Source organism: Stenotrophomonas hibiscicola ATCC 19867 (assembly GCF_000382065.1).
Taxonomy (GTDB): Bacteria; Pseudomonadota; Gammaproteobacteria; order Xanthomonadales; family Xanthomonadaceae; genus Stenotrophomonas; species Stenotrophomonas hibiscicola.
The window spans coordinates 125,976-148,337 of sequence record NZ_KB907499.1; the positions used below are offsets into that span (position 1 = coordinate 125,976).

At 63.2% G+C, this 22,362-nt stretch carries 22 protein-coding genes; 9 read left to right on the forward strand and 13 right to left on the reverse strand.

Going from position 1 to position 22,362, the window contains the following annotated elements:
• Positions 1 to 486 carry a TspO/MBR family protein gene (locus tag G370_RS0105460; RefSeq protein WP_026346980.1) on the reverse strand — a complete coding sequence of 162 codons (486 nt, stop codon included), beginning with the start codon at positions 484 to 486 and terminating at the stop codon, positions 1 to 3.
• A 72-nt stretch (positions 487 to 558) separates the two neighbouring features.
• A complete protein-coding gene (locus G370_RS0105465) occupies positions 559 to 2,754 on the reverse strand; it encodes a hypothetical protein (protein WP_019659680.1) in 2,196 nt (731 codons plus the stop codon).
• 132 nt (positions 2,755 to 2,886) lie between these two features.
• On the opposite strand from G370_RS0105465, the gene G370_RS0105470 reads away from it, so the two are divergent.
• The 4 genes from G370_RS0105470 to G370_RS1000000121210 all read left to right on the forward strand — a co-directional run bounded on the left by G370_RS0105470 (position 2,887) and on the right by G370_RS1000000121210 (position 7,137).
• A complete protein-coding gene (locus G370_RS0105470; protein WP_026346981.1) occupies positions 2,887 to 3,366 on the forward strand; it encodes a GNAT family N-acetyltransferase in 480 nt (159 codons plus the stop codon).
• 213 nt (positions 3,367 to 3,579) lie between these two features.
• Complete coding sequence (locus G370_RS0105475) at positions 3,580 to 5,595, forward strand: alkyl/aryl-sulfatase (protein ID WP_019659682.1); 2,016 nt, start codon at positions 3,580 to 3,582, stop codon at positions 5,593 to 5,595.
• Positions 5,592 to 6,494, forward strand: a complete 903-nt coding sequence (locus G370_RS0105480; RefSeq protein ID WP_019659683.1) for a transporter — start codon at positions 5,592 to 5,594, stop codon at positions 6,492 to 6,494. Before G370_RS0105475 ends, G370_RS0105480 begins: the two co-directional genes overlap by 4 nt.
• Positions 6,495 to 7,047: 553 nt before the next feature.
• Complete coding sequence (locus G370_RS1000000121210; protein WP_241874059.1) at positions 7,048 to 7,137, forward strand: DUF3653 domain-containing protein; 90 nt, start codon at positions 7,048 to 7,050, stop codon at positions 7,135 to 7,137.
• 34 nt (positions 7,138 to 7,171) lie between these two features.
• On the opposite strand, the gene G370_RS0105485 is transcribed toward G370_RS1000000121210, so the two are convergent.
• From G370_RS0105485 to G370_RS0105495, 3 genes are all read right to left on the reverse strand, one after another.
• Positions 7,172 to 8,914, reverse strand: a complete 1,743-nt coding sequence (locus tag G370_RS0105485) for a hypothetical protein (protein ID WP_019659684.1) — start codon at positions 8,912 to 8,914, stop codon at positions 7,172 to 7,174.
• A gap of 319 nt (positions 8,915 to 9,233) precedes the next feature.
• Positions 9,234 to 9,830: a hypothetical protein gene (locus G370_RS1000000121815; RefSeq protein WP_220095891.1), complete on the reverse strand. Its 597-nt coding sequence runs from the start codon at positions 9,828 to 9,830 to the stop codon at positions 9,234 to 9,236.
• A 135-nt stretch (positions 9,831 to 9,965) separates the two neighbouring features.
• Entirely contained in the window at positions 9,966 to 10,682 is a 717-nt protein-coding gene (locus tag G370_RS0105495; protein WP_019659686.1) for a hypothetical protein, read from the reverse strand.
• Positions 10,683 to 10,849: 167 nt separating this feature from the next.
• On the opposite strand from G370_RS0105495, the gene G370_RS0105500 reads away from it, so the two are divergent.
• The 3 genes from G370_RS0105500 (at position 10,850) to G370_RS0105510 (ending at position 12,892) form a co-directional block, all read left to right on the forward strand.
• Positions 10,850 to 11,605, forward strand: coding sequence for a tetratricopeptide repeat protein (locus G370_RS0105500; RefSeq protein ID WP_019659687.1), 756 nt, complete (start codon positions 10,850 to 10,852; stop codon positions 11,603 to 11,605).
• Positions 11,606 to 12,064: 459 nt separating this feature from the next.
• Positions 12,065 to 12,421: a hypothetical protein gene (locus G370_RS0105505; protein ID WP_019659688.1), complete on the forward strand. Its 357-nt coding sequence runs from the start codon at positions 12,065 to 12,067 to the stop codon at positions 12,419 to 12,421.
• The gene (locus G370_RS0105510; RefSeq protein WP_019659689.1) at positions 12,422 to 12,892 is read left to right on the forward strand and encodes a hypothetical protein; all 471 of its coding nucleotides are present in this window, start codon (positions 12,422 to 12,424) and stop codon (positions 12,890 to 12,892) included.
• A 104-nt stretch (positions 12,893 to 12,996) separates the two neighbouring features.
• On the opposite strand, the gene G370_RS0105515 is transcribed toward G370_RS0105510, so the two are convergent.
• From G370_RS0105515 to G370_RS0105550, 8 genes are all read right to left on the reverse strand, one after another.
• The gene (locus G370_RS0105515) at positions 12,997 to 13,623 is read right to left on the reverse strand and encodes a nucleotidyltransferase family protein (protein WP_019659690.1); all 627 of its coding nucleotides are present in this window, start codon (positions 13,621 to 13,623) and stop codon (positions 12,997 to 12,999) included.
• On the reverse strand, positions 13,599 to 14,660 hold the full coding sequence (locus G370_RS0105520) for an XdhC family protein (RefSeq protein WP_019659691.1): 1,062 nt from the start codon (positions 14,658 to 14,660) through the stop codon (positions 13,599 to 13,601). Before G370_RS0105520 ends, G370_RS0105515 begins: the two co-directional genes overlap by 25 nt.
• Before the next feature lie 9 nt (positions 14,661 to 14,669).
• The gene (paoC, locus tag G370_RS0105525) at positions 14,670 to 16,874 is read right to left on the reverse strand and encodes an aldehyde oxidoreductase molybdenum-binding subunit PaoC (protein ID WP_019659692.1); all 2,205 of its coding nucleotides are present in this window, start codon (positions 16,872 to 16,874) and stop codon (positions 14,670 to 14,672) included.
• Positions 16,874 to 17,824, reverse strand: coding sequence for an FAD binding domain-containing protein (locus tag G370_RS0105530; RefSeq protein WP_019659693.1), 951 nt, complete (start codon positions 17,822 to 17,824; stop codon positions 16,874 to 16,876). Before G370_RS0105530 ends, paoC begins: the two co-directional genes overlap by 1 nt.
• Complete coding sequence (gene paoA / locus G370_RS0105535) at positions 17,821 to 18,468, reverse strand: aldehyde dehydrogenase iron-sulfur subunit PaoA (protein ID WP_019659694.1); 648 nt, start codon at positions 18,466 to 18,468, stop codon at positions 17,821 to 17,823. Before paoA ends, G370_RS0105530 begins: the two co-directional genes overlap by 4 nt.
• A 268-nt stretch (positions 18,469 to 18,736) precedes the next feature.
• Positions 18,737 to 19,468, reverse strand: a complete 732-nt coding sequence (locus G370_RS0105540; protein WP_026346983.1) for a hypothetical protein — start codon at positions 19,466 to 19,468, stop codon at positions 18,737 to 18,739.
• Between the two features lie 79 nt (positions 19,469 to 19,547).
• Positions 19,548 to 20,024 carry a nuclear transport factor 2 family protein gene (locus G370_RS0105545; RefSeq protein WP_019659696.1) on the reverse strand — a complete coding sequence of 159 codons (477 nt, stop codon included), beginning with the start codon at positions 20,022 to 20,024 and terminating at the stop codon, positions 19,548 to 19,550.
• 62 nt (positions 20,025 to 20,086) lie between these two features.
• Positions 20,087 to 20,656, reverse strand: a complete 570-nt coding sequence (locus G370_RS0105550) for a TetR/AcrR family transcriptional regulator (protein ID WP_019659697.1) — start codon at positions 20,654 to 20,656, stop codon at positions 20,087 to 20,089.
• 168 nt (positions 20,657 to 20,824) lie between these two features.
• On the opposite strand from G370_RS0105550, the gene G370_RS0105555 reads away from it, so the two are divergent.
• Together G370_RS0105555 and G370_RS0105560 are read left to right on the forward strand one after the other, a co-directional pair.
• Complete coding sequence (locus tag G370_RS0105555) at positions 20,825 to 21,778, forward strand: alpha/beta fold hydrolase (RefSeq protein ID WP_019659698.1); 954 nt, start codon at positions 20,825 to 20,827, stop codon at positions 21,776 to 21,778.
• 237 nt (positions 21,779 to 22,015) lie between these two features.
• A complete protein-coding gene (locus G370_RS0105560; RefSeq protein ID WP_026346984.1) occupies positions 22,016 to 22,327 on the forward strand; it encodes a hypothetical protein in 312 nt (103 codons plus the stop codon).
• The last annotated feature ends 35 nt before the right edge of the window (positions 22,328 to 22,362 follow it).

Sequence of the window (22,362 nt, forward strand, 5' to 3'; positions counted from 1 at the left end):
TCACAGCAGCCCGGGATTGGCTCGCCATACCGCGAAGTTGAGCGCTGAAGCGAACGAGATCCAGGCCAGATAGGGAAGCAGTAGCGCCGCCGCAATCGGACGGACGCGCGCAAACGCGACGGTTGTTGCGCATACCAGCGCAATCAATACAAGAATGTCGGCGAAGGCCAAGGCGCCCAGCTTCCAGCCGAAGAACAGCCAGCTCCACAGCGCATTGACGGCAAGCTGCACCAGGTAGAGCATCAGCGCCGGTCGTGCTCCACGCCAGCCGCGTTCGCGCCAGACCAGCCAGGCGGCAATGGCCATCATGGCGTAGAGCAAGGTCCACACCGGACCGAAGACACTGGCCGGTGGTGCCCACGGGGGAAGGGCGAGGGTGGTGTAGAAGCTTGCCGCGGATGCCGACGCCCACGCCCCCAGAGTGGCCGCGATGAAGGTGATCGCCATCCATCCCAGAAGCCCGAAAACCTGTGAACTCCGCTTCATACCGTGCAGCTCCATGATGCGCTTGATTGCGTCTACGCACTGAGGCCGCAAATGGATGCAGGCCGCCAGCCTTCAGTCCGATGAACCTGCGGCGCCCGTCCCCTGGCTCGCTGGCAGCAGGGAAGGCCGCTGATCAAACCACTCGCGTGCCTTGGCCAGGTGCCACTGGCGCTGGTCACCGTCCAGCTCGATGCCCGCACCCAGCAGCCCCCAGCGCAGATACAGGTCCCCGCGCTTGCGCTGGTCGAGCAGATCCAGCCGCGCGCGTACCGACAGGCGATCGTTCTCGGCCTGCAGTCCATCGATGACCAGATGGCCTGGGCGCCAGCGCAGCGTTGCCTGTGCCTGTACCTGTCCGGAATCCAGCAGCGACAAGGTCCAGCGCGGGTAGTCGGTGCGCTCTGCGAACAGTGCAAGCAACGGACGGGCGTCGCTGAGATCCAGATCCGTGGTGGCGTCGACCTGGAAGGGCGACTGCGCATCGATGCGGCCACGCTTGAAGGCCACGCGGCCCTTCCATGCACTTGGGCGCTCTGTACCGGCCACCTGCACATTGCGCAGCTCCACGGTGGTGCCGGAGAGATCGAAATGACGTTCATCGAAGTCACCGCGGCGCAGGGTCGCGTTCACGCCGATATCGCCGCCCATTTCCAGTCCCGCCACCTTGGCACTGGCGTTGCGCGCAAACAGCCGGGCCGTGCCATGACCGACGCGTCCATCGGTGTCGAGCGTGGCATCGCCGCTCAGGCTGCCGGTGCCTTGAAGCAGCCGCACCTGCGGCGAGCCGAGGTAGCGGTTGTAGGCCGTCAGATCAGGGATGGTGGCTTCACTGAAGCGCAGCTGCGCGCGTACCCCTTTGCGCAACTCCTGCAGGCGGCCATCGCCGGCCAGGTCCAGGGCCAGGTCACGGCCGTCGAACAGGCGCACGCCCTTGGCATCGGTTGGCTGCGCAGTGAATCGTGGCAGTCGGACAGCCAGCTGTGCCTGGCTGGGGCTGCCGGCCTTCAATACGCCATGGGCACTGGCCGTGCCCGCCAAGCGGACGCCGGCGACCTCGGCCACGGCCGCGGCCGCCGGGATGTCCACGGTGCTGCCTTCGATCAGTTCGCCGTTGCGCAGGCGCAGATCGGCTTTCAGCGTGCCGCCTCCGTCCAGCTGCAGCCACGGCTTGCGGACGAACAGGGCAGGGATCCAGTTGAGCGAAGTGAACGTCCATTCGCCGCGCACGGTACCAGAGCTGCGCTCCAGCAGCTGGGCAGGCTGCTGGAAGGGGATGTCCCGGCCACGGACGTGCAGTTCGGCATCCACTTCGCTGCCTGAGCCGGGTTTGGGCGGCAGGCGGGCCTGCAGGCGCAGGTCGTTGGCCACATTGAGCTGCAGGGCCAGCACGCCGCGGTCGGGGGCGCCGTCACCCAGGTAGAGCGGCACCTGCCAGATTGCGCGGTCCCCGGGCTGCAGCTGGCCGTCGATCAGGTGCAGCGCCAGTTGCAGGCGTCCGGGTATGGGCGCGCTGGAGATCTTCGGCGTTGTGGCATCCGTGTCCATGCGCACGCCCTGGCTGCGGGCGTCGACCTCGAGCTGGGCATGCAGCAGCTTCAGCTTGGCCAGACCAGGCGCCTGGTCCCGATAGTGGCGCGGATAGCTGAAGCGTGCGCTGAGATTCATGTCACCCAGCAACTGCACACCGTCATAGCTGGTGTCCGCGTCGGCGAACGCAACTTCGGACTCGAAGAGCTCCGAAGGCCCGCCGCGTAGCTGCTTGAGGAAGCCCACCGTGCCGTGGCCCTTGCCGATGATCAGCAGCTTGCCAAAGCGTGCGCTGCGGATGCTGTCGCTGTGGATGGCGTCGAAACGCAGGGTCCAGCCGCGGTCACTGCGCGGCGGTGGCGGGATGGCTTCTTCGACGCGGCTGATCTCGGCGGAAACCCCCGTCGCCTGCAAGCGCGGAACCCGCACCTCGCGCTGGAACAGGGGCAGCACCGCCAACCGGGCGCTGGCGCGCTCGGCATGCAGCGCGTAGACCGTGTGGTTCACGTGGCCGCGCATGTGCACGTTCCAGGCGATGACATGGCCGGGCAGCAGCGTGATGGCCGGGCCGGTGGTCATCACGAACTTGTGCGGCTTGCGGTTGGTGACCTGATCGAACAACGGGGTATTGAGGAAGATGTTGCCGGCCAGCAGGTACAGCAGGTAGACGCCCAGCAGGACGTAGGCAGGAACGCGCCACCGTCGAAGCCGGTGCGGGATGTGCACGGAAACAGGAGGCATCTACTGCTCTGAGGGCCGGAATTCCCACAACTATTGCGGAACCGATGGCGGTGGCGCGTGAAGCGGCTACGGGGCGGAGGCTTGATTCTGGTAGTGTCCGGCCTGGTCACCAGCTCGGATACGTGGAGTCGCATGGAAATTCGACCGGCCAGGGAAAGTGAGTTCAACGCCATGTGGGGCATGTTCAAGGCAGCGGTTGCGACGTGGGATGCGCTGCCTTTTGGCGGTTCTTTCAAGGTCGAAACGTTTCGCGCGCATTGGCTCCTGCCGCAGACACCTTATGTGGCCGTTCTGCGGAGCCGTGTGGTGGGCATGTACAAGATGGGCCCGAACTACCCCGATCTGGGGGCGCATGTGGCCAGCGCCACGTATGTGGTGGATGCACCGGCACAAGGGCAAGGTGTGGGCCGGGCGCTGGTGGAGCACAGCCTGGAGCGGGCGAGGGCGGAAGGGTTCCTGGCCATGCAGTTCAATTACGTGGTCAGTACCAATGGCCCGGCCGTGGCGTTGTATCGGAAGCTGGGGTTTGCGGTAGTGGGGACGCTGCCACAGGCGTTCCGGCACCGGGAATTGGGGCTGGTGGACGTCTTTGTGATGCACCGGTTCCTGTAGCGGGAACAGGGCGGCGTCACAAAAAAGTGCGGTTGGCGTGGCCAACGTGGCGCGCTGAGATTCAAGGCTCCCGCTGACGCCGGCATCACGCCAGCTGCATCAATAATTCGGCCCTTCGCGACACTCGCTGGCAGCGCCAGCGACTTCCGATGTAGGTCGCTCCCTTCATCGAAAGCTCATCACTCGGCCAACGTCAATCGAAGGAACGCAAAGATGAACAACGGCGCGCGCATGCCTCGTGGATGTGTCCTGGGCATCCTGATGGCTTCCACGCTGCTCGACTCCGGCACTGCACTGGGTTCCAGTACCGGCACTTCGCAGCGCCCCCCGCCTGCAAGCGCGAGCAGGGCTACCGAAGACATCAACCGTCGTGTGCTCTCCCAGCTCGATTTCAGTGATCGTGCAGACTTCGATTCGGCCAATCGCGGATTGATCGCGCCGTTTGACGGGATCATCCGTGGCGACAAGGGGCAAGTCATATGGGACATGCACTCCTACGCATTCCTGCAGGATGAAACATCACCGGCTACCGTGAACCCCAGCCTGTGGCGGCAGGAGCGCCTGAACCGCATAGCAGGACTCTTCAAGGTGACCGACCACGTGTACCAGGTGCGCGGACTGGACCTGTCGAACATGACCATTATTGAGACAGCCAAAGGCCTGGTCATCATCGACCCCCTTGTCTCGACGGAGACGGCCAAGGCGGCGCTGGATCTCTATCGGGCCCATGTAGGGAAACTGCCCGTCAAGGCAGTGATCTACTCGCACTCCCATGTTGATCACTACGGGGGCGTGAAGGGAGTCGTCGACGAGCGTGACGTCCAGCGGGGAAGCGTGCGGATCTATGCGCCGGCAGGTTTCATGGAACATGCAGTTTCCGAGAACGTCTATGCCGGCAATGCCATGACCCGTCGCGCGCAGTACATGTACGGCGCGCTGCTGCCCAAGGGGGCTCAAGGCCAGGTGGGTGCAGGCTTGGGCAAAACGACCTCGCGCGGTACTGTAAGCCTGATCGCGCCAACCGATATCATCGGCTCCACCGGGCAGGCGGTGGAAAGCGTGACGATTGATGGCCTGCAGCTCGAGTTCCAGCTGACGCCAGGCACGGAGGCGCCAGCGGAGATGAATATCTATGTGCCGCAGTATCGCGCCCTCGGCATCGCGGAAAACGCAACGAGAACCCAGCACAACGTGCTGACCATTCGTGGCGCCCAGGTTCGGGATCCGAAAGTCTGGTCGGAGTATCTGGACCAGACCATCAGCCGCTATGCCGCCCGTTCGGATGTGGTGTTCGCGCAGCACCATTGGCCCACATGGGGCGGGGCGGAGATCACCACGTTCCTGTCCGACCAGCGGGACATGTACCGGTATATTCACGACCAGACATTGCGGCTGGCCAACCGCGGCATGACGCCACTGGAAATTGCCGACACCCTGAAAGAACTGCCCGAGCCGCTGGGAAAGCGCTGGTACAGCCGCGGGTACTACGGCACGCTTTCACACAATGTGAGAGCGGTCTACCAGCGCTATCTCGGCTACTACGACGGGAACCCTGCCAATCTGAATCCGCTGCCACCGTCGGACGTCGCGCGGCGCTACGTTGATTTCATGGGCGGCGAATCGGCATTACTTGAGAAGGCACGGCGTTCTTTTGACCAGGGTGATTATCGCTGGGTCGCTGAAGTAGCCAAGCACATCGTGTTCGCCAATCCGGATTCGCGCGAAGGACGCGCACTCCTGGCCGACGCATTGGAGCAGATGGGATACCAGAGCGAGGCGGGCACATGGCGCAACGCCATGTTGATGGGAGCACTTGAACTGCGCGATGGCGTACCGAAGGGCGGTGCTACCACCGCGTCACCTGACGTATTGAAGGCCATGACAGTCGGCATGCTGTTCGACTACCTCGCCATACGCCTGGACGGGCCTGCGGCTGCAAGGGCAGGGAACGCCAGCATTGCCTGGATCATTCCCGAATCCAAGGAACGCTACTTGGTGACGCTGCGGTCGGGCGCGCTCTCCTATCGGCCCCTCGCTGACCAGGACCAGGCAGATGCGACCGTGGAGCTTCCCCGGAGCACACTCAACCAGCTTGTCATGGGCGCACAGCCGGCGCGCGAGCTGCTGGCCGGGCCGGCCGTGAAGCTGCGTGGCAAGCGATCCGCAGTCGAGAGCCTGTTCGCGAACGTGGAAACGTTCGATGTCATGTTCAACATCGTGACCCCATGAACTCCTACCTCCGTCCTCTGGCCACATTTGCCGTTGCGCTTGCGGCATTCGGGATGAATGCCGATGCGCGCGCCGATGGAGCGCGCGATTGGGAGAACGTGCCAGTAGATACCAACCTGCTGTTCGTCTACTACACGTATGCGCGCAACGAAATCGCGTTCGACCCCTCGCTTCCGGTCGATGGCGCCCGGATTGAATCCCAGCTGGGAATCATTCGCTATGCGCGCACCTTCGCTCTGGGCGACCGCATCGCGGGCATCCAGGTCTTGGCACCCTATGGCAAGGTAACCGGCGGTATCGGTGGCACACCGCTACGCACATCCGCCTCCGGTATGGGCGATGCCACCGGGATCTTCCTGGTCAACGTGTTCGGGGCGCCTGCGCTCACGCCGCAGGAATTCCGGGACTGGGAAGCGGGCGCCTACCTGACCGCGTCCGTGGGCGTGACCGCGCCCACGGGCAGCTATGCCCGGGATTCCATCCTGAATCTGGGGAAAAACCGCTGGTCCTACAAGCCTCAGTTGGCCTATGGGTTGCCTCTGGCTGAAGGGACACTGCTGGCCATCAACGGCAACGTTCAATTCTATGGTGATGCGGAAAGGCCAGGAGAGGCTGCGTTGGAGCAGAAGCCGCTCTACGGATTGGATCTGCATCTGAGCAAAGATGTGGGTGAGCGGGTCTGGCTGTCGATGGATGCCAATTACGCGTACGGCGGCAGGAGCGGCTCCGGCGGCGTATGGAAAGACAACGGCCAGCGGACCTTGAAGATGGGCGTGAGCGGCAATTACGCGTTTTCACCTCGAGTCGGGTTGAGCGTATCGGCCAATCGCACCGTTCTGAGGCGGGATGTCACACCAGCAGCGACGACTGTGTCGGTCAACTGCAGCTTTGTGTTCTGAGGCGGCGCCGCGCTCATCCGTGACAGACGGGAGCGCGGGGCGTCGGCATTAACGTGACGCATCACGGCCATCGGGTGGCGATGGTCGCGGGGCGCCCGAAATCCTTGGTCCTGAACGCAAAGGGCCACGCGCATGCGCGACTGGAACCCCCGAAGTCTCGGTATCAAGCCGCCGCAAGCAGCTATTCCGGACGGGCGCAGCCCTCGCACGGCCACGGCAGGCATGCTGAACGGGGTCTCGGGTGCTCGGCGGCCAGCCCAGCAGAGGCGCAGGAGCGGTAGAGTGAGGGGAACTTCGATCAAGAGCCGTAATCGCCAGGATCGGGACGGTTACATGCCGCCGCAGGGCGGTGTCTGAGGTAAGAGAAGCTCACAACGGCTTCCCGTCTGAACATAATATACATTATGCGAAATGTCTTATCGGCCTTGGCACGATTCGTCGGCTCCGAGTGGCAATGGCTGGGCCCTGGCTCGGCTCTTGCCTGCGCCCTCAGTCCCCGGTCAAGGATGAGATCGCGGCATGATTGAGTTTGACCCCGCGCCACCGTATCGACTTGACCGGCCCTTGGGCCGGTTTTTCTTTCCTCGGTGATCGTCTGATCACGCCCGAAGGCCGCGAGCTGCTTCCCGAAGATCTGGCCTAGCTGTCGCTCGCCGCCTGTCAGGCACAAGAGCGGCTTACTCCCTTACGCTCTCGATGAGCATATGGCGAATGGTCCGATTCTCCAGCTTAGAAACAATGGGGCTACTGTCATCTACGTTTTCGTGAATGTGCATGCCCTCGTTGTAGATAATTCCCAGGAGGTAGATCGTGTCGTCAACGTCGACACCGTTCTCGACGGCAAAATCCAGCTTCTTCTTTGTCATGAACTTGTCGATGAAATCCGATTTCTGAGCCTGACCTTGGATCGCGTCATGGGCAATCTTCTCAATTCTGACACGAACAAAGCAGCAGACCGCAAATGGATCATAGTTGTCCGATTCGTTGACGTACTTGTTCCACTCCGCTTCTGTGTAAGCATGAAATGCGCTCGAATCTCCCCAGGACTCCTTCAGGCCGAGAGCCTGGAACTGTGCCGTTACGTCAACCGGCGACGGATCATAGTGCAGATAGTGGCGACTAATGTCTTCTTTAATGGATGGATCTTCACGCTTTGCGATAAGGGCGCGAAAGTCCTTGTTGATGGTCGGCTTGGACTTCTTTAGGAAATAGATCTTCTGACTAGCGAACGTGAAGTTCTTAAAGTAGTAAGGATTCAGGTGCGTAAGAATCAATGGATACATGTTCCTTTGTTTCTCGCGAACCTTCTTGATAAGCCTGGTGATGTAGTACTGGACCGCTACGAGATTGGCGTCGTCCAGGTAGTCAAACACCTCGTCAATGACGAGGATGATGTCGCGCGACGAGATGGATCGCTCAATCTTCCTCAGCTCCGCCGCAAAGCACAGAGAGTCACGCTGGCCATTAGATATATGCAGGGCTGGCGGGAAAGAGACGACGAGACTCCCATTGCGCTCAGCAGGCCTGACCCTCTTCCATGTGGAACCGAACGCCTTGATGATGTCGTCAAAGCTCTCCTTTTCGTTGACATACGAGAGATACCTGCACGCTTCCTTGAACGCCTTCTTGTTACCCAGGTAGGTCAGCGCCACTTGCAGGCCCGAGAGCAGAGCGTCGATACGGGCTTGGGCGGGGCCGGCGGCCATCGCCAAGAGATCAGCCAACGCCTTGACGGCGTCAATCGCTTCAAGGCGGAGCGCGAGGGCATCACTAGCCCATGCTCGTATTTCGTCGACGGTTCCGGCCTGAGCCTGAAGCAATGCAGTCACCTCTTCAATGTCCTTTTGAATGCGAACGCCCGTCATCTTGTCCATCACGCCATACAGATCAATCAAGCCGTCGGCTAGCGCTGGGTTCCCGAGTGTCTTGCTGAGGTTCTGGAAGGCCTTGCCGGATGGCCCAAAGCGAGTGCGCATCTCCATTACGTCGTAGGCGTGTTTTGCCTTGGCGGGAATCGTCTGGACCAGCACCAAGTCGCTGATATCCAGTGACGCTGTTGCGGTCGTGAACCTGCCTAAGTTGTGCTTGGTGACCTTCGCCCGAAGGCGGCTGGCGATCACATGGACATCAAAGGATGCCGCAATTCCGTTGCAGCCCCCATCTGCAACGAGGGTGGAAATTTCGCCATTCTTCCTAATTGTGAGGGTCAGTTTTGGGGCGAGCGATTCATCTCCAAGGTGGATCTGATCTTTTGGAAGCTCTAACCTCTTGGTCTTGAGCGCGGCGAACGCCGCGGCAAGCGAGCTTTTGCCGAATCCATTTGGAGCGACAAGGAGTGACGGCTTGTTAGGAATAATGTCGAGTTGAAACGTGGAGTCCTTGATGCCCCTAATGTTCTCTATGGCTATAGATTTAATCATCGCCCCCTCTCTGTGAATGACGTAACCCTTCGGTCGAACTATCGCGTGTCAGGCCTTCATTGCAACAAAAGATAGCCAGGACGCGCCGCCATAAATTCCTCAAGGGCGCGATAGGCGCTCATCCCCAAAACGCCGATCGCCTCGAGACCCCAGAGTGGCCTGTCTGCTACGGTTCGGCAGAGCCCCTTACCTGCCCCGATAGATATTGCTAACCCCCTGCCCGGCCAGGACTTCCCTGCCCAGCTAAGAGCCTATTGCCTTAAAGGTGCGTAAAGAAGAGATGCTGCGGAGCAATGGCTAGGTTCCGTGCCATTCGCCATCAACGAGCGAAGTGAGTCACGTAGTCTTGCCTCTTATCGTTCCACTCAAAGCCGATACTGGTGGCCGCAGACGATTCATCAGCAAATACGCTGAAGATGCATATAAGGTCTTCGATCAAGAATTCGTAGGCCCACTTGTGCCGCATGTAGTCGGAGAAGACGAGCATGCCCTTGAATTCAGTGCCCTCTGACCATGTCTGCATCCAATAGTAGTGAATAAGCTGATTGCAAACGTCGAGAACGCCTAGGTCAACAGCCTCAGGGTTCGCAATATCAAATTGATCTTCCGGGAATCCTGCGCCTAAAAATGTGAATGGCTCGATGCCGATCTTTTTGCAGCGAATTGCAGGTAGTCGAACGCTTCGAGCACAATCGTTGACCTTAGAGCGCTCAAGCAAGGAGCGGACCTGGAAGGCTACTAGCATTAGACGGCGTTCATACAGGACCAGCTGCTTCTCGGACCATCTTCGATAATTTCGATGCCGCTTAAGCCACAGCACTTCTGCGCGCAGCTCTTGCCGCCAACAAGTTGACTCGATCATCCGTTTGAGGCCTGAGGTAGTTCCAGCTAGATTGTCACCCATTGCAGAGTTCATCAACGGGAAATGCCATCAGTCAGTGGGGTCGTCGGCCAAGTGCGATCTCAAGCCTTGATTCTGGCCTATTCCCCGTACCAGCGCAGTCGGCTTGAAACAAGGAAATGATGTCTTCGACACTCCCAATAAAATCCCTTATCGCGACTGAACTGATTTGGCAGGCAGAACGGATTTTTGCGCAATCTCCAGCCTACTCACGTTGTCCACTGGCACAAGAACTGCAGCCTTCTGGACCGGCTCCCAAAGCACATAGCTATCCCCCAAGCGCCCCACCAAGCTCAGATTGCGCTGGACCTTCTCATCAATAGTCACATTGACCGTGTACTTGCTGCTGCCGGAAGTAATCGCCTTGGCGCGTTCGAAGCCAAGCCAGTTTGACGAGATCGGGACATAGACAATCATTACGAGCGCATAGGCCAGCCACGGCGAGTCCTTCACGGCGGCCGGCAACACTGGGGACAGGCGTACTGCCATTGCACATATACCCGTCAGCCCCACACCTATCAAAACGGGCCAGCCATTGGACCACCAAATCAAAGCGCCCATTCCGACAATACAAAGAGCCAGGGTCAGCCACATCAGCAGGTTGGCTTGGGACGGACTCGCCGTCACTTTCCCTTCGACCCACCCTCCAAGCAGCAGCGCAATCAGTATGAAGAACAACACCATGCCGATCCCCGCAAGCCCTGCCAGCGCAAGCTCACTCACCGCAACAAACTGAAAGGGATCCAGGCCGAAGTGCCCCCAATACGCCTTCAAATAGAAGGCCCCTTGAATCAATCCGAACGTGACGAGCGCCGAACCCCATCCAGCAACATCGGCCATCGTTAGCGTCTTCTGCGTACGTTCCATGTATCCCCTTCCATCGATGCAGCCCCGCCACATAGTGGCATGCAGCGCCCAGTCCTGCAGAATCCACCCCCCATTAACGTGACGCGTCACGCCAAATCACCCCGCCCATTGGCGCCCCACCCCTCCCCCACTATAGTTCCACCCCTCACAAGGACGAGGCGGCGCACATGCCCTACATCGGAATCGGACTCCACGTACTGGCGGCCATCTACTTCGCGGTGCACGCCATTCGCTCAGGCCAGAGCCTCTACTGGCTCATCCTGCTCTTTTCGTTCCCGCTACTCGGCAGCGTCGTCTACTTCCTGGCGATCTACTTCCCTGAAGTCCGTCACTCACGCGGCGCCCGACAGGTCGTCCGTTCCGCCAAGCAGCTCATGGACCCGGGCCAGGACCTGCGCAACGCCCGTGCCGAACTGGCGCGCACGCCCACCGTGCAGAATCGGGTTCGCCTGGGCATGACGCTGCTGGATGCCGGCCAGGCCGAGGAAGCCAGGAGCCTGCTTGAACAGGCAGCCAGCTCGCCGCTGGGCGACGATGCCTACATCCTGACCGGCCTTGCCCGTGCCCGCCTCGAGTCCGGGCACGCTGCGCTTGCGGTGGAGACGCTGGACGGCCTCTTCGCACGCCACCCGGACGTGCGCCGCAAACCGGAACAGACCTTGCTGTACGCGCAGGCATTGGCAACCGCGCAAGCCCCCGGAGCCCGCGCCGCATTCGAGCGCGCGGTGGAGTGCGGAAACGATGCGGCCGCTCGCTGCCTCTACGCCGAATGGCTGATGGCGCAGCCGCAACCCGACGATCGCGAGCAGGCCCGCAGCCTGTTCGCCAGCATCATCGACGATGCCCAGCATTGGTCGCGCCACGCACGGAGCCACAATGCCACATGGCTGGAGCGGACTAAGGCCGCGTTGAAGGGCTACTGACGCCTGACGGCCTTTGGCAAACCTGTCGCATCCGCCTCGCTCACAGCCTCGCCGGGCGGATGCCGACAGTCGGCAGACTTGCACCACCGACATCGCCGATAGCATTGCAGCGCAAGGCTCCAGCTTCATTGCGCCATATGCAACGATTCTGAAAATGTTGAAAGTGGTGACGTCATCGGCCTTACTGCATTGGCATCGCACGCAACCGGGCGTATTCCTTTTCGCGCCGCCAATACATCGGTGGTCGGGGCTCGAAATCCCGGTAACGCGACTGTAGTTTGCGCTTGCCAGCCGGCACCACGCTTTGTGGTGCCGGCTGGCAATCCGTCGGCCGGCTATGGCGGGCGGTGCGTGGGGGCCTCGTGCCCACCGGGCCTAGTCGCGTACCGGATTTCGAGCCACGCATCGTCCGCCACCTTTATCGGTGGCGGCTTCTGCATGCACGCAAGGAGCCCCGCCATGACCCAGACCCACTCCCCTGCCCCGCACCCGATCCACGATGCGCCCGCCAACGGCCCCGCGTTGGACCCGAACACCCTCATCGCCCTGCTGCACAGCATCGGCTCAGGCGTCGCCTCCGATGGCCAGCCGTGGCCTGAACGCCATCAGATGCCCGGTCGACGCATCGCCTTGGCGGATACCGACTGCTCGCTGGCGGGCCTTCGGGTGGTGCTGGAGATCCTGCTGGCCGCGCAGCGCGCCCGCGAGAACGGCGAGCTGGAGCAATACGTTGGCCCGCGCGTGATGGAGGGGCTGATCATGGCCGGAATCGGCCTTACCGCACACGCCAGTACCCGACTGCATCCGGAGGGCTGAGTGGCGTGGTGCCGCTGGGCGGCCAACGCGCTCTGTCTTGTGGTGGTGGTTGCGGCACAGGCGCAGTGGCCGGCGCCGCCGGTGCCCTCGCCTGTCGCGTTCCAAAGCATCAACGATGATCGATTCTCACAACTGCGCCGCCAGGCGATGCAGTTCGTGGAGGCTCGGCCACCGCAGGGCTTCCAGTTCGTTGAGCGGCATCGGGATGCCGAGTTCCAGGTTCATTGCCGAGGCATACCCGTGCTGTGGCTGGAGAGGCGCTCGCAACATCTGCTGTTGCAGGTCCCACTGGACGCGAAGCAGCGGGCACCCGCCGTTGTGCAGCTTGGTGCGTTGCTTCAATGGCAGTTGGAGCCGTTGGATTACCTGGAGCAGGTACTGGCTGGCGTGCCGGAGCCTGTTCTGTTGGATCGGGTGCTGCAGAGTCTTGCTGGTGATGTGCCTGATGGGGCGCGATGTGGCCTGCCGTAGTCGAGCATGGCTTCACTCTACAGGGCTGCGGGCAGCGAGGGTTCGGGCTGCGGTCCTGCCGCTCGTCACCTGCGCGACAGGCATTGGCCCAGTGATCATGCGAGTCACCTCCCGGCATCGATCCAGCCCGCATCGCGCACACGCGCAAGATCTTCTGGCGTATCGATATCCAGGCCCAGTTCCGGTGCCTGCAGGACATGCACCGTATCGACGGGAAGTTGCCGCAGGCGCGCTCCAAAGCCGCGGTCACCGGTTGCACCCGCAGAGTTGAACCATGCACGCGGCACAACTGCAGGAATGCCAAGCGCGTCTCCATGACGGGTGCCGGCGCACCCCGACGCCGAGGCGCGGGCACCCGAAAGCAGCGCCTGCAGATGGGAGCGCTCGATTGCGGGCTGGTCGCATGCCACGACCATCACCGCAGTCACCGTGGGCAGCAGGTGTGCGCCGGCAACCTGCAGGCTGCTCGCCAGGCCGCGTTCCCAGTGGGGGTTGGTTACCGGAGTGGCGTCCAGCCCGGCAATACTGGATGTCACGGCCTGTGCGTTCGCGCCCACCACGACCAGGACCTGCGCTGGCGCGAGCTCCCGCGCCAACCGCACCACGCGATGTACCAGGGTCTCGCCCTGCCGGGTCAGAAGCTGCTTGGGCTGGCCAAGTCGGGTGCTCCCGCCGGCAGCCAGCACGACGACCGTATGCGCGTCAGTCACCTGCCGTGCGCGCTTCGCCATTGCTGCAGCTGCGCGGCGATGCTGAGCGAAATCGCCTCGGGCCCTCGGCCGCCGATGTCCAGGCCGACCGGTGATCGAAGTCTCGGGGACAGGCAGTGGCGCTGATCCGGTGTCAGCAGCTTGAACAGGTCCTCGCGCCTTCGCCGCGGACCCAGCAGTCCAATGAACGCGACGTTGGTATCAGCCAGGGCCACCAGCGCCTCCCGGTCCAGTTCGAAATCGTGATGCATCACCAGTACCGCGTCGCACGGGTCGCCATGAAGGGCCTCGGCCGGGCTGGTCTGAAGATGCACATCCGCGCACTGCCCGACTGAGGCCCAGCGCGCTCGCCGTTCGGCCACGCTGACCCGCCACCCCAGGCCCCGCAGCAACGGAACCAGGGAGGGCGTTTCGGGACCGCCCCCCAACACCAGGGCCCGCGGAAGCCGGGGCAACGGCAAATGCCATGCGCCCTCGCCAAAGGACTGCGCCCCGTCCATCGGATGCAGCTGCCATGCCTGCTCGCGATGGCCTGCACGGAAAATGACCTGCCCCGACGTGCGCAAGTCGCGCTGGAGTGACACGCCCTCGCGCAACCAAGCCTCGATCACGGCATCGATGCCGGTCATGGCACGCAACGGCAGAAGCGCAATCCGAAGCCGGCCGCGGCACCCGAGCGCGGACCCACTCAACAGGTCGTCGTCACTGCGGGTATCGATCTCGATCCAGTCGACCTGCCCTGCCGCGCTCACCTGCTCCGCGCGTCGCGCGAGCTCCGGCTCCAGGCATCCGCCGCTCAGCCAGCCGACCTGGCTGCCGTTGCAGAACAGCACCATGTCGCCGGCACCGGCGTAGGTGGAGCCATCGGTTTCCAGCACCAGCGCGAGCACGGCGTGCTCCCCCGCGCGCACGCACGTCAAGGCCGTCTCGAGTACGCCGCGCGGGCTGCCTTCGGCGAGGAAGCCCGGCGCTGCGGACAGGTCCTCGGCAAGATCGCCGGGCTCCCCTCCGCCTGCCGCTGAAGCTTCCAGCGCGGGTGAGGCTGCGGGTCGGTCCATGCGCAAGGGTCAGCCCACGTCGGGCAAGCCGGGCAGCAGCTTGTCCAAGGTGATGGGATAGTTGCGCACGCGCACGCCGGTTGCGTTGTAGACCGCATTGGCGATCGCGGCGCCGACCCCGCAGATGCCCAGTTCACCCACACCCTTGGCCTTCATCGGCGAGATCACCGGATCCAGCGTGTCGAGGAAGACCACTTCCTGGTACGGGATGTCGGCATGCACGGGAACCTCGTAGCCGGCCAGGTCGTGGTTGATGAACAAGCCCAGCCGTTTGTCGACCACCAGCTCCTCCATCAGGGTCGCGCCCGCACCCATCACCATCCCGCCGATGACCTGGCTGCGTGCAGACAGCGGATTGAGGATCCGGCCGCCATCGCATACGGCAAGCATGCGGCGGATGCGCGTCTCTCCCGTGTAGGCATGCACGGCGACCTCGCAGAAATGCCCTGCATAGGTGCCGACGTCGTAGCCCTGCTTGAAGTCGCCGAAGGCAATGCCGTCCTCCGCCGACAGTGTCCCCGCCTCCGCCAGCTTGATCGTCCGCCCACCCGCCTGGATGCGGCCATTGGCGAAGTCTGCGGTGTCGCCGTCGAAGCCCAGTTTCTCGCCCACCTTGCGGCGCAGGCTGACGCACGCCGCGTACACGCCCGCGGTCGAGCTTGCCGCGCCCCACTGGCCGCCGGAACCGGCGGAGGCGGGATGACGGGAGTCACCGAGGGTCACCTGGACCCGGTCCAGCGGCACGCCCATGGTCTCGGCTGCCGTCTGCGCGATGATCGTGTAGGAGCCGGTGCCGATGTCGGTCATGTCGGTCTCGACAATCACCCCGCCCTGGCCGTCAAGCCGGACCCGCGCCGCCGACTTCATCGTCGGTGCGCCGCGATAGCCCGCAGACACGCCCATGCCGACCAGCCAGTCCCCTTCCCTGACCTGCGCCGGCCTGGGGTTGCGCTTGTTCCAGTTGAAGCGCTCCGCGCCTTCGCGCAGGCAGCGCACCAGGTTGCGGTCGGAGAACTTCTTGGACGGATCGCCGGGTACCACCTCGGGCTCGTTGAGGATGCGGAACGCGATCGGGTCGAGGCCCAGCTTCTCGGCCATTTCGTCCATCGCCACTTCCAGCGCCATGTGGCCCGGTGCTTCGCCCGGTGCGCGCATCGCATTGCCTTCGGGCATGTCGAGTGTGGCGATGTAGTTGGCCACCAGGCGGTTGGCGCCTGCATAGAGCTTGGGCGTCTGCAGGGTGCCGTTCTCGCCGTCCTCGCCGTTGATGTTGCCCGACCAGTTCTCATGGGCGATGGCGGAGATCCGGCCATCCTTTCCGCAGCCGATCCGCACGCGCTGGAGGGTGGCGTGCCGGTGCGTGGTGTTGTTGGGCATCAGCGGGCGTTGCAGCGCGATCTTCACCGGCCGCCCGACCTGCTTGGCCGCCAGCGCGGCCAGCACCGCGTCGGCACGGATGAACAGCTTGCCGCCAAAGCCGCCGCCGATATAGGGCGAGTCCACGCGCACCTTGGCAGGATCGATGCCGAGGATCGCCGCCATGCCCTGCCTGGCCCAGTCGATCATCTGGTTCGCCGTCCACAGCGTGAGCGTGTCGCCCTCCCAGGCGGCGATGGTGGCGTGCGGCTCCATCATCGAATGACTTTCGTCGGAGGTGTGATAAGTCTCGTCGAGCTTGACCGCGGCGCTCGCGTAGGCGGTGTCGAAATCGCCCAGCGCCTGCCGGTCGGGCTTGCCGTCACGCCCCTTTGCCAGCGGCGCGGACGGTGCCAGTGCGGGAAAATCGAAGCGGCCCTTGCCGCGCTCGTAGCGGGTACGGATCAACGCCGCGGCGGCGCGGGCCTGCTCGAAGGTCTCTGCCACCACGCAGGCGATGGCCTGGTGGTAGTGGGCCACTTCGGGTCCGCCGAACAACGGTGCATTGTTCCAGCTCGATGCGCCGACCGGCTTGGTTTCCGGTGCGGTGATGACCGCCAGTACGCCGGGCGCGGCACGTGCGCGGGACGCATCCATCGAAATGATGCGCCCTTTGCCGATGCCCGCGCCGACGATGTAGCCGTAGGCCTGGTTCGGCGCCACGTCATGGCGCTCGTAGGCATAGGGAGCGGTGCCGGTGGTCTTGCGTGGGCCGTCGATGCGCGGCGTCGACTTGCCGACGACCTTGGCCTTGTCGAACAGGTTGTCGCCGGCGGGGGCGTTGAATTCAAGGGGCATCAGCGCTCTCCTTCCACCAGCACCGCTGCGAGGGTGCGCTCCGCGAGCGCGATCTTGAACGCGTTCTCCGGCGTCGGACGGGCACCGGCGAACACCTGCCGGGTCGCGGCCTTTACGCCGTCGCGCAGCAGGGGTTCGGCTGCCTCGACGCGCCACGGCTTCGGCGCGACCCCACCGAAGGCGAACCGCGCCGAGCCGTCACGCTGCACGACCGCGGCGACCGACACCAGTGCGAACGCATAGGACGCGCGGTCCCGCACCTTGTGGTACACGTGCCGACCGCCCAGGGGTTCCGGCAGCGTGACGTGGGTGATCAGCTCACCGCGCTGCAGCACGTTGTCCTGCTGCGGCTTGTCGCCGGGGGAACGATGGAAATCGGCAATTGGGATGCTTCGCGTACTGCCGTCACCCCTGACGGTCTGGATCGAGGCGTCCAGCACCCGCAGGGCCACCGCCATGTCGCCCGGATAGGTCGCGATGCAGCTGTCCGAGGTGCCGATCACGCCCATCTGCCGGGAGAACCCCTCGAGTGCGCCGCAGCCGGAACCGGGCAGGCGCTTGTTGCAGGGCAGATTGGGGTCGTAGAAATACGGGCAGCGCGTGCGCTGCAGCAGGTTGCCGCCGGTGGTGGCTTTGTTGCGCAACTGCCCGGAGGCGCCTGCCACGATCGCGCGGGTCAGCACCGCGTAGTCGCGGCGCACACGCTCATGCGAGGCCAGCGCGGTATTGGTGACCAGCGTGCCGATGCGCAGGCCACCCTCGTCGGTGGGTTCGATCCTGTCCAGGCCGATGTCCTGCACATCGACCAGGTGCGCTGGCGTCTCGACCTCCAGCTTCATCAGGTCGAGCAGGTTGGTCCCTCCGGCCAGGAACTTCGCGCCCTCGGTACCGGCGACGGCCCTGGCGGCCTCGGCCGGGGATTTCGCGCGTTCGTAACTGAAGGCCCTCATGAGCGCCTCCCTGCAGAGGTCACGCCAGCGACCTCTGCCATCGCCTCGGCAATGTTGGAATAGGCGCCGCAGCGGCAGAGGTTGCCGCTCATGCGTTCGCGCATTTCCATGTTGGTGGCCCGGGGCCGTGCGCTGACGTCCGCCTGTACATGGCTGGGGACACCCCGCTTGATCTCGTCCAGGACCGCCACCGCCGAACAGATCTGCCCCGGCGTGCAATACCCGCACTGGTAGCCATCATGCTTGATGAAAGCGGCCTGCATCGGATGCAGGTCATCGGGAGTTCCGAGGCCTTCGATGGTGGTGATGGCATCGCCCTGGTGCTGCACCGCCAGGCTGAGGCAGGCATTGATGCGCTCACCGTTGACCAGCACGGTACAGGCACCGCATTGACCGTGGTCGCAGCCCTTCTTGGTGCCGGTCAGCTTCAGATGTTCGCGCAGGGCATCGAGCAGCGTGGTCCGGGTGTCCAGTTCAAGTTCCCGCCGCTTGCCGTTGACGGTCAAGGCCACCGTGCTGATGACCGGCGGCCTGGGCGGCGGGGGCGTCGCCAGTTCGGCGGCGAGCGATGATGCCCCCGGTGCGGCGGACATCGCCACGGTCGTGACGCCGCCGGCGATCACCTGCCGGCGCGTCAACTTCATTCCTTCATCACAACTTGGCACAGTGACCTCCTGGCGTTCGGGAAAATCCCGTGGCTGGATGGACGCGCTCACACTACCGAGGGGCCACTATGCCCATCTGCGGGGTACAGATCTGTGAAGTCGGCGAAATGTACGAACATGATGCAGCAAGCCCGAAGAAATCGGCTGCATCCAGCCACAGCGCGGCACTCTTGAGCCATGCGTATGCCTCACTGGATGACTCACAGTCCTGTTTGTCCCTCAGCATGAGGAACATGATGGCCCGACGCTACAAAGGCGTTGGCTGGGAGGGCTCGGGTTCGTGGATGGAGCCCTCCAACAAGGCAACGTAGGTATCAAGCCTGGTGCGAAGGCCGATCAGCATCCAGCCCAGCAGGTACAGCAGCACCATGGCGAAGATCAGTAGTGCACCCAGCGGGCCAACATTGAAAGCGCCCGCCCAGTCGCCCCATTTCCATCCGCGGAACTGCAGGTAGAGGGCAATCAACAGCGGGAATGGTCCCAGCCGCTGCAGGCCGCCATACATCATGCCCATGCGCTCAATCATGTTTGTGCGCAAGGTGCTGACGAACTTGAGTCGCCGCTCGCGCTGGACGCGCGGGAATCCGCGAAGCTCGGTCACCACCGCTTGCCAGTGAGCGAAGTCTTCATCCATCTCCCGGGCGTGCGAGAGCCGCGGCTGGATGAACTGGCGAATGCCCCTGCGGGCGGCCAGTACGCCACCGACAATGAACCCTCCGATTTCGATTGCCAGGCAGGCAACAACCACCTGGAGCACTACGCCAAGAGGCAGCCATCGATCCGGAAGCTGACCCATGAGAATGCCGATGATCGCCGCACCCACGCCGATGCGAAACGCCCACGTCTCCACCCTGCCCGCCTTGGGGTAGATGCTGTGCTCAACCAGTCCCTGCACCCGCTGGTAGAGCCAGTGGAATGTCAGTTCCTGCGAATCGGTCTTTGCCGACGGATCGAATCCGCCCCCTGCCTGCATGTCCATTGCATCCCCTGCCCGGCCGGCGCAGACGCCGGCCACCCCATCGTACCTGAGCGCGCTTGGGATGGCGCCCAAGCGGGAATCACATACCCAGCTCCGACAACCCCGGATGATCATCCGGGCGACGCCCCAGCGGCCAATGGAACTTGCGGTCACTCTCCTTGATCTGCAAATCGTTGATGCTCGAGAAGCGGCGCTGTATCAAGCCATCCGCGTCGAACTCCCAGTTTTCGTTGCCATAGGAACGGAACCAGTTGCCGGAGTCGTCGTGCCATTCGTAGGCGTAACGGACAGCAATACGGTTTTCGGTAAAGGCCCAGAGCTCCTTGATCAGGCGGTACTGGAGCTCCTTGTTCCATTTGCGTGCCAGGAACTGCCGGGCTTCTTCCCGGCCGTTGGTGAACTCGGCGCGGTTACGCCACTGGGTGTCGAGCGAATAGGCAAGCGACACCTTGTCGGCATCGCGGGAGTTCCAGCCATCCTCGGCAAGACGCACTTTCTGGGTGGCCGATTCAAGGGTGAACGGAGGAAGCGGCGGACGGGGTTGTTCTGCGGACACGGGGAGACCTCCAATCGAGATGGATACACGGATTGCTTCAAGCGATCTGGCGTACCCAGGCGCTAACGCTTGGCCTGTTCCAGCAACAGCTTCGCGACATCCTTCGCAGTGTCTGCGGCGTCGTAATCACCCATCACGCGCGACAGGGTGATGGCGCCTTCCATCAGAACCAGCAGCTGACGGGCCAGGTCCGCCGGCTGCTCCACCGCCAGTTGCTCGGTAAGTTCCAGCGTGTAATCGAGCACTTTCTGCTTGTGATTCCGCGCGATCTCCCGGATCGGATCGGCAGGGTCGCCGACCTCGCCCGCGGTATTGATGAACGCACAGCCACGATAGCCCTCGGACTGGAACCAACCCTTGAGCACGGTGAACATGCCGAGGATGCGTGCTTCCGGGGTATCAGCCTTGTCGCACTCCTGCCGGAACCAGGCCAGCCAGCGCACATCGCGCGCACTCAGCGCGGCAGCGGCCACGTCGTCCTTGTTCTCGAAGTGGCGGTAAATGCTCTTCCGCGCCACGCCGGAGGTCTTCACCAGCAGGTCCATGCCGGTGGCGTGGATCCCGTTCTGGTAGATCAGCGCCTCGGCCGTGGCCAGGATCTTCTGGTGGGTATCGGTGCCGGCCTTGTTCATGGCCACAAGGTAGAACGATCGTTCTCCCTCGTCAACAGGCGGTGGCGCGGGGCCCGTACGCGCACATCCGTGCAAGACGATCTATCAAGAAATTCGGACTTGTCATATTCCTGGCACCTGATCGCGGGCGCAAAGTACGTCTCACCACCCACCCATGAGAGTTCCCGCATGAACACTTTCGCCCGTACCCTGGCCGTTGCCGCCCTCGCCCTCTCGGTCCAGGCCGGCCTGTCCGCACAGGCCGCCGAACCGGCCAAGCCGGTCGCAGTCACCAGCATCGCGCGCACCGCCAGCTACATCACCACCGCCGATGGCGTGCAGCTGTACTACAAGGACTGGGGCCCGAAGGACGGCCCGGTCGTGACCTTCAGCCACGGCTGGCCGCTGAACTCGGACAGCTGGGAATCGCAGATGATCTTCCTGGCCAACCACGGCTACCGCGTCATTGCCCATGACCGTCGCGGCCACGGGCGCTCCAGCCAGCCGTGGGACGGCAACGACATGGATCACTACGCCGATGACCTGGCCACGGTGATCAATACGCTGGACCTGCACGATGTGACGCTGGTGGGCTTCTCCACCGGTGGCGGCGAAGTGGCGCGCTACATCGGCCGGCATGGCATCGGGCGAGTGAAGAAGGCGGTGCTGATCAGCTCGGTACCGCCGTTCATGCTGAAGACCGCCGACAACCCGAACGGCCTGCCGATCGAAGTGTTCGACGGCATCCGCAAGGCACAGATGGATAACCGCGCGCAGCTCTACAAGGACATCCCGTCGGGCCCGTTCTACGGCTTCAACCGTCCGGGCGCGAAGGTCTCTCAGGGGCTGATCGATGCGTGGTGGGCGCAGGGCATGCAGGGCGGCCACAAGAACACCTACGATTCGATCGCTGCGTTCTCCGCCACCGATTTCCGCGCGGACCTGAAGAAGTTTGATGTGCCCACCCTGGTCATCCACGGCGACGACGACCAGATCGTGCCGATCGATATCTCAGGCCGCCAATCGGCAAAGCTCATCAAGGGCGCCAGGCTGATTGTCTACCCTGGTGCGCCGCACGGCCTGACCGACACCCACAAGGACAAGGTCAACCAGGATCTGCTGGCGTTCCTGCAGGAAAAGTGAGTGACCGGGGCTCTGTTGTGATGGCAGAGCCCTTCCTTCCCAGAAGCAGGGCTGGCACCGGAGAAGCGCCGGGTGCCGCGTCAGTGCACGATTGCGGGCGTAGGATTTCAGGCCAACGATGGAGCGTGTTCCGCACTTTGATGAAGGGTTAACCTCCAACAAAGCACACTGCGCTCTCACGGCTCTTCTCCGGCGCAGAATCCTTTGCTCCCGTGTCCAGCCCCAGACGACACGGCCATGCATCCTCCCAATGCCTTCCGGATCCACGCGATCCAGCCCCTTCTTGCGCGCAATGGGGCCATCGTACGCCTCGATCAATTGCGATCCACCTGCAAGAGCTGCGGCTTGCGCTCATCAATGACTCAGGACGAGGGCATCAAGACGAGTCCACTGGGCACGACGCTCACGTGCCCCGCGTGCGGTGCCACGGGGCTGATGGACGAGGTGGAGATATGGCACCACTGGCTCGAACAGTGCCGGCGGGAACGGATGCTGGCGCTCTTCGATCCCGCACCTGACGAACCTCTGGAGCCTGATGGCCCCGAATGAGAGCGACGCAGGGACTGTCCGGCCGGCGCCTCAGC

Excerpts from the sequence above, each read along its gene's own strand:
- G370_RS0105460 (WP_026346980.1), bottom strand. The coding sequence starts at position 486 with ATGAAGCGGAGTTCACAGGTTTTCGGGCTTCTGGGATGGATGGCGATC.
- G370_RS0105465 (WP_019659680.1), bottom strand. The coding sequence starts at position 2,754 with ATGCCTCCTGTTTCCGTGCACATCCCGCACCGGCTTCGACGGTGGCGC.
- G370_RS0105470 (WP_026346981.1), top strand. The coding sequence starts at position 2,887 with ATGGAAATTCGACCGGCCAGGGAAAGTGAGTTCAACGCCATGTGGGGC.
- G370_RS0105475 (WP_019659682.1), top strand. The coding sequence starts at position 3,580 with ATGAACAACGGCGCGCGCATGCCTCGTGGATGTGTCCTGGGCATCCTG.
- G370_RS0105480 (WP_019659683.1), top strand. The coding sequence starts at position 5,592 with ATGAACTCCTACCTCCGTCCTCTGGCCACATTTGCCGTTGCGCTTGCG.
- G370_RS0105485 (WP_019659684.1), bottom strand. The coding sequence starts at position 8,914 with ATGATTAAATCTATAGCCATAGAGAACATTAGGGGCATCAAGGACTCC.
- G370_RS1000000121815 (WP_220095891.1), bottom strand. The coding sequence starts at position 9,830 with ATGAACTCTGCAATGGGTGACAATCTAGCTGGAACTACCTCAGGCCTC.
- G370_RS0105495 (WP_019659686.1), bottom strand. The coding sequence starts at position 10,682 with ATGGAACGTACGCAGAAGACGCTAACGATGGCCGATGTTGCTGGATGG.
- G370_RS0105500 (WP_019659687.1), top strand. The coding sequence starts at position 10,850 with ATGCCCTACATCGGAATCGGACTCCACGTACTGGCGGCCATCTACTTC.
- G370_RS0105505 (WP_019659688.1), top strand. The coding sequence starts at position 12,065 with ATGACCCAGACCCACTCCCCTGCCCCGCACCCGATCCACGATGCGCCC.
- G370_RS0105515 (WP_019659690.1), bottom strand. The coding sequence starts at position 13,623 with ATGGCGAAGCGCGCACGGCAGGTGACTGACGCGCATACGGTCGTCGTG.
- G370_RS0105520 (WP_019659691.1), bottom strand. The coding sequence starts at position 14,660 with ATGGACCGACCCGCAGCCTCACCCGCGCTGGAAGCTTCAGCGGCAGGC.
- paoC (WP_019659692.1), bottom strand. The coding sequence starts at position 16,874 with ATGCCCCTTGAATTCAACGCCCCCGCCGGCGACAACCTGTTCGACAAG.
- G370_RS0105530 (WP_019659693.1), bottom strand. The coding sequence starts at position 17,824 with ATGAGGGCCTTCAGTTACGAACGCGCGAAATCCCCGGCCGAGGCCGCC.
- paoA (WP_019659694.1), bottom strand. The coding sequence starts at position 18,468 with ATGAAGTTGACGCGCCGGCAGGTGATCGCCGGCGGCGTCACGACCGTG.
- G370_RS0105540 (WP_026346983.1), bottom strand. The coding sequence starts at position 19,468 with ATGGACATGCAGGCAGGGGGCGGATTCGATCCGTCGGCAAAGACCGAT.
- G370_RS0105550 (WP_019659697.1), bottom strand. The coding sequence starts at position 20,656 with ATGAACAAGGCCGGCACCGATACCCACCAGAAGATCCTGGCCACGGCC.
- G370_RS0105555 (WP_019659698.1), top strand. The coding sequence starts at position 20,825 with ATGAACACTTTCGCCCGTACCCTGGCCGTTGCCGCCCTCGCCCTCTCG.
- G370_RS0105560 (WP_026346984.1), top strand. The coding sequence starts at position 22,016 with ATGCATCCTCCCAATGCCTTCCGGATCCACGCGATCCAGCCCCTTCTT.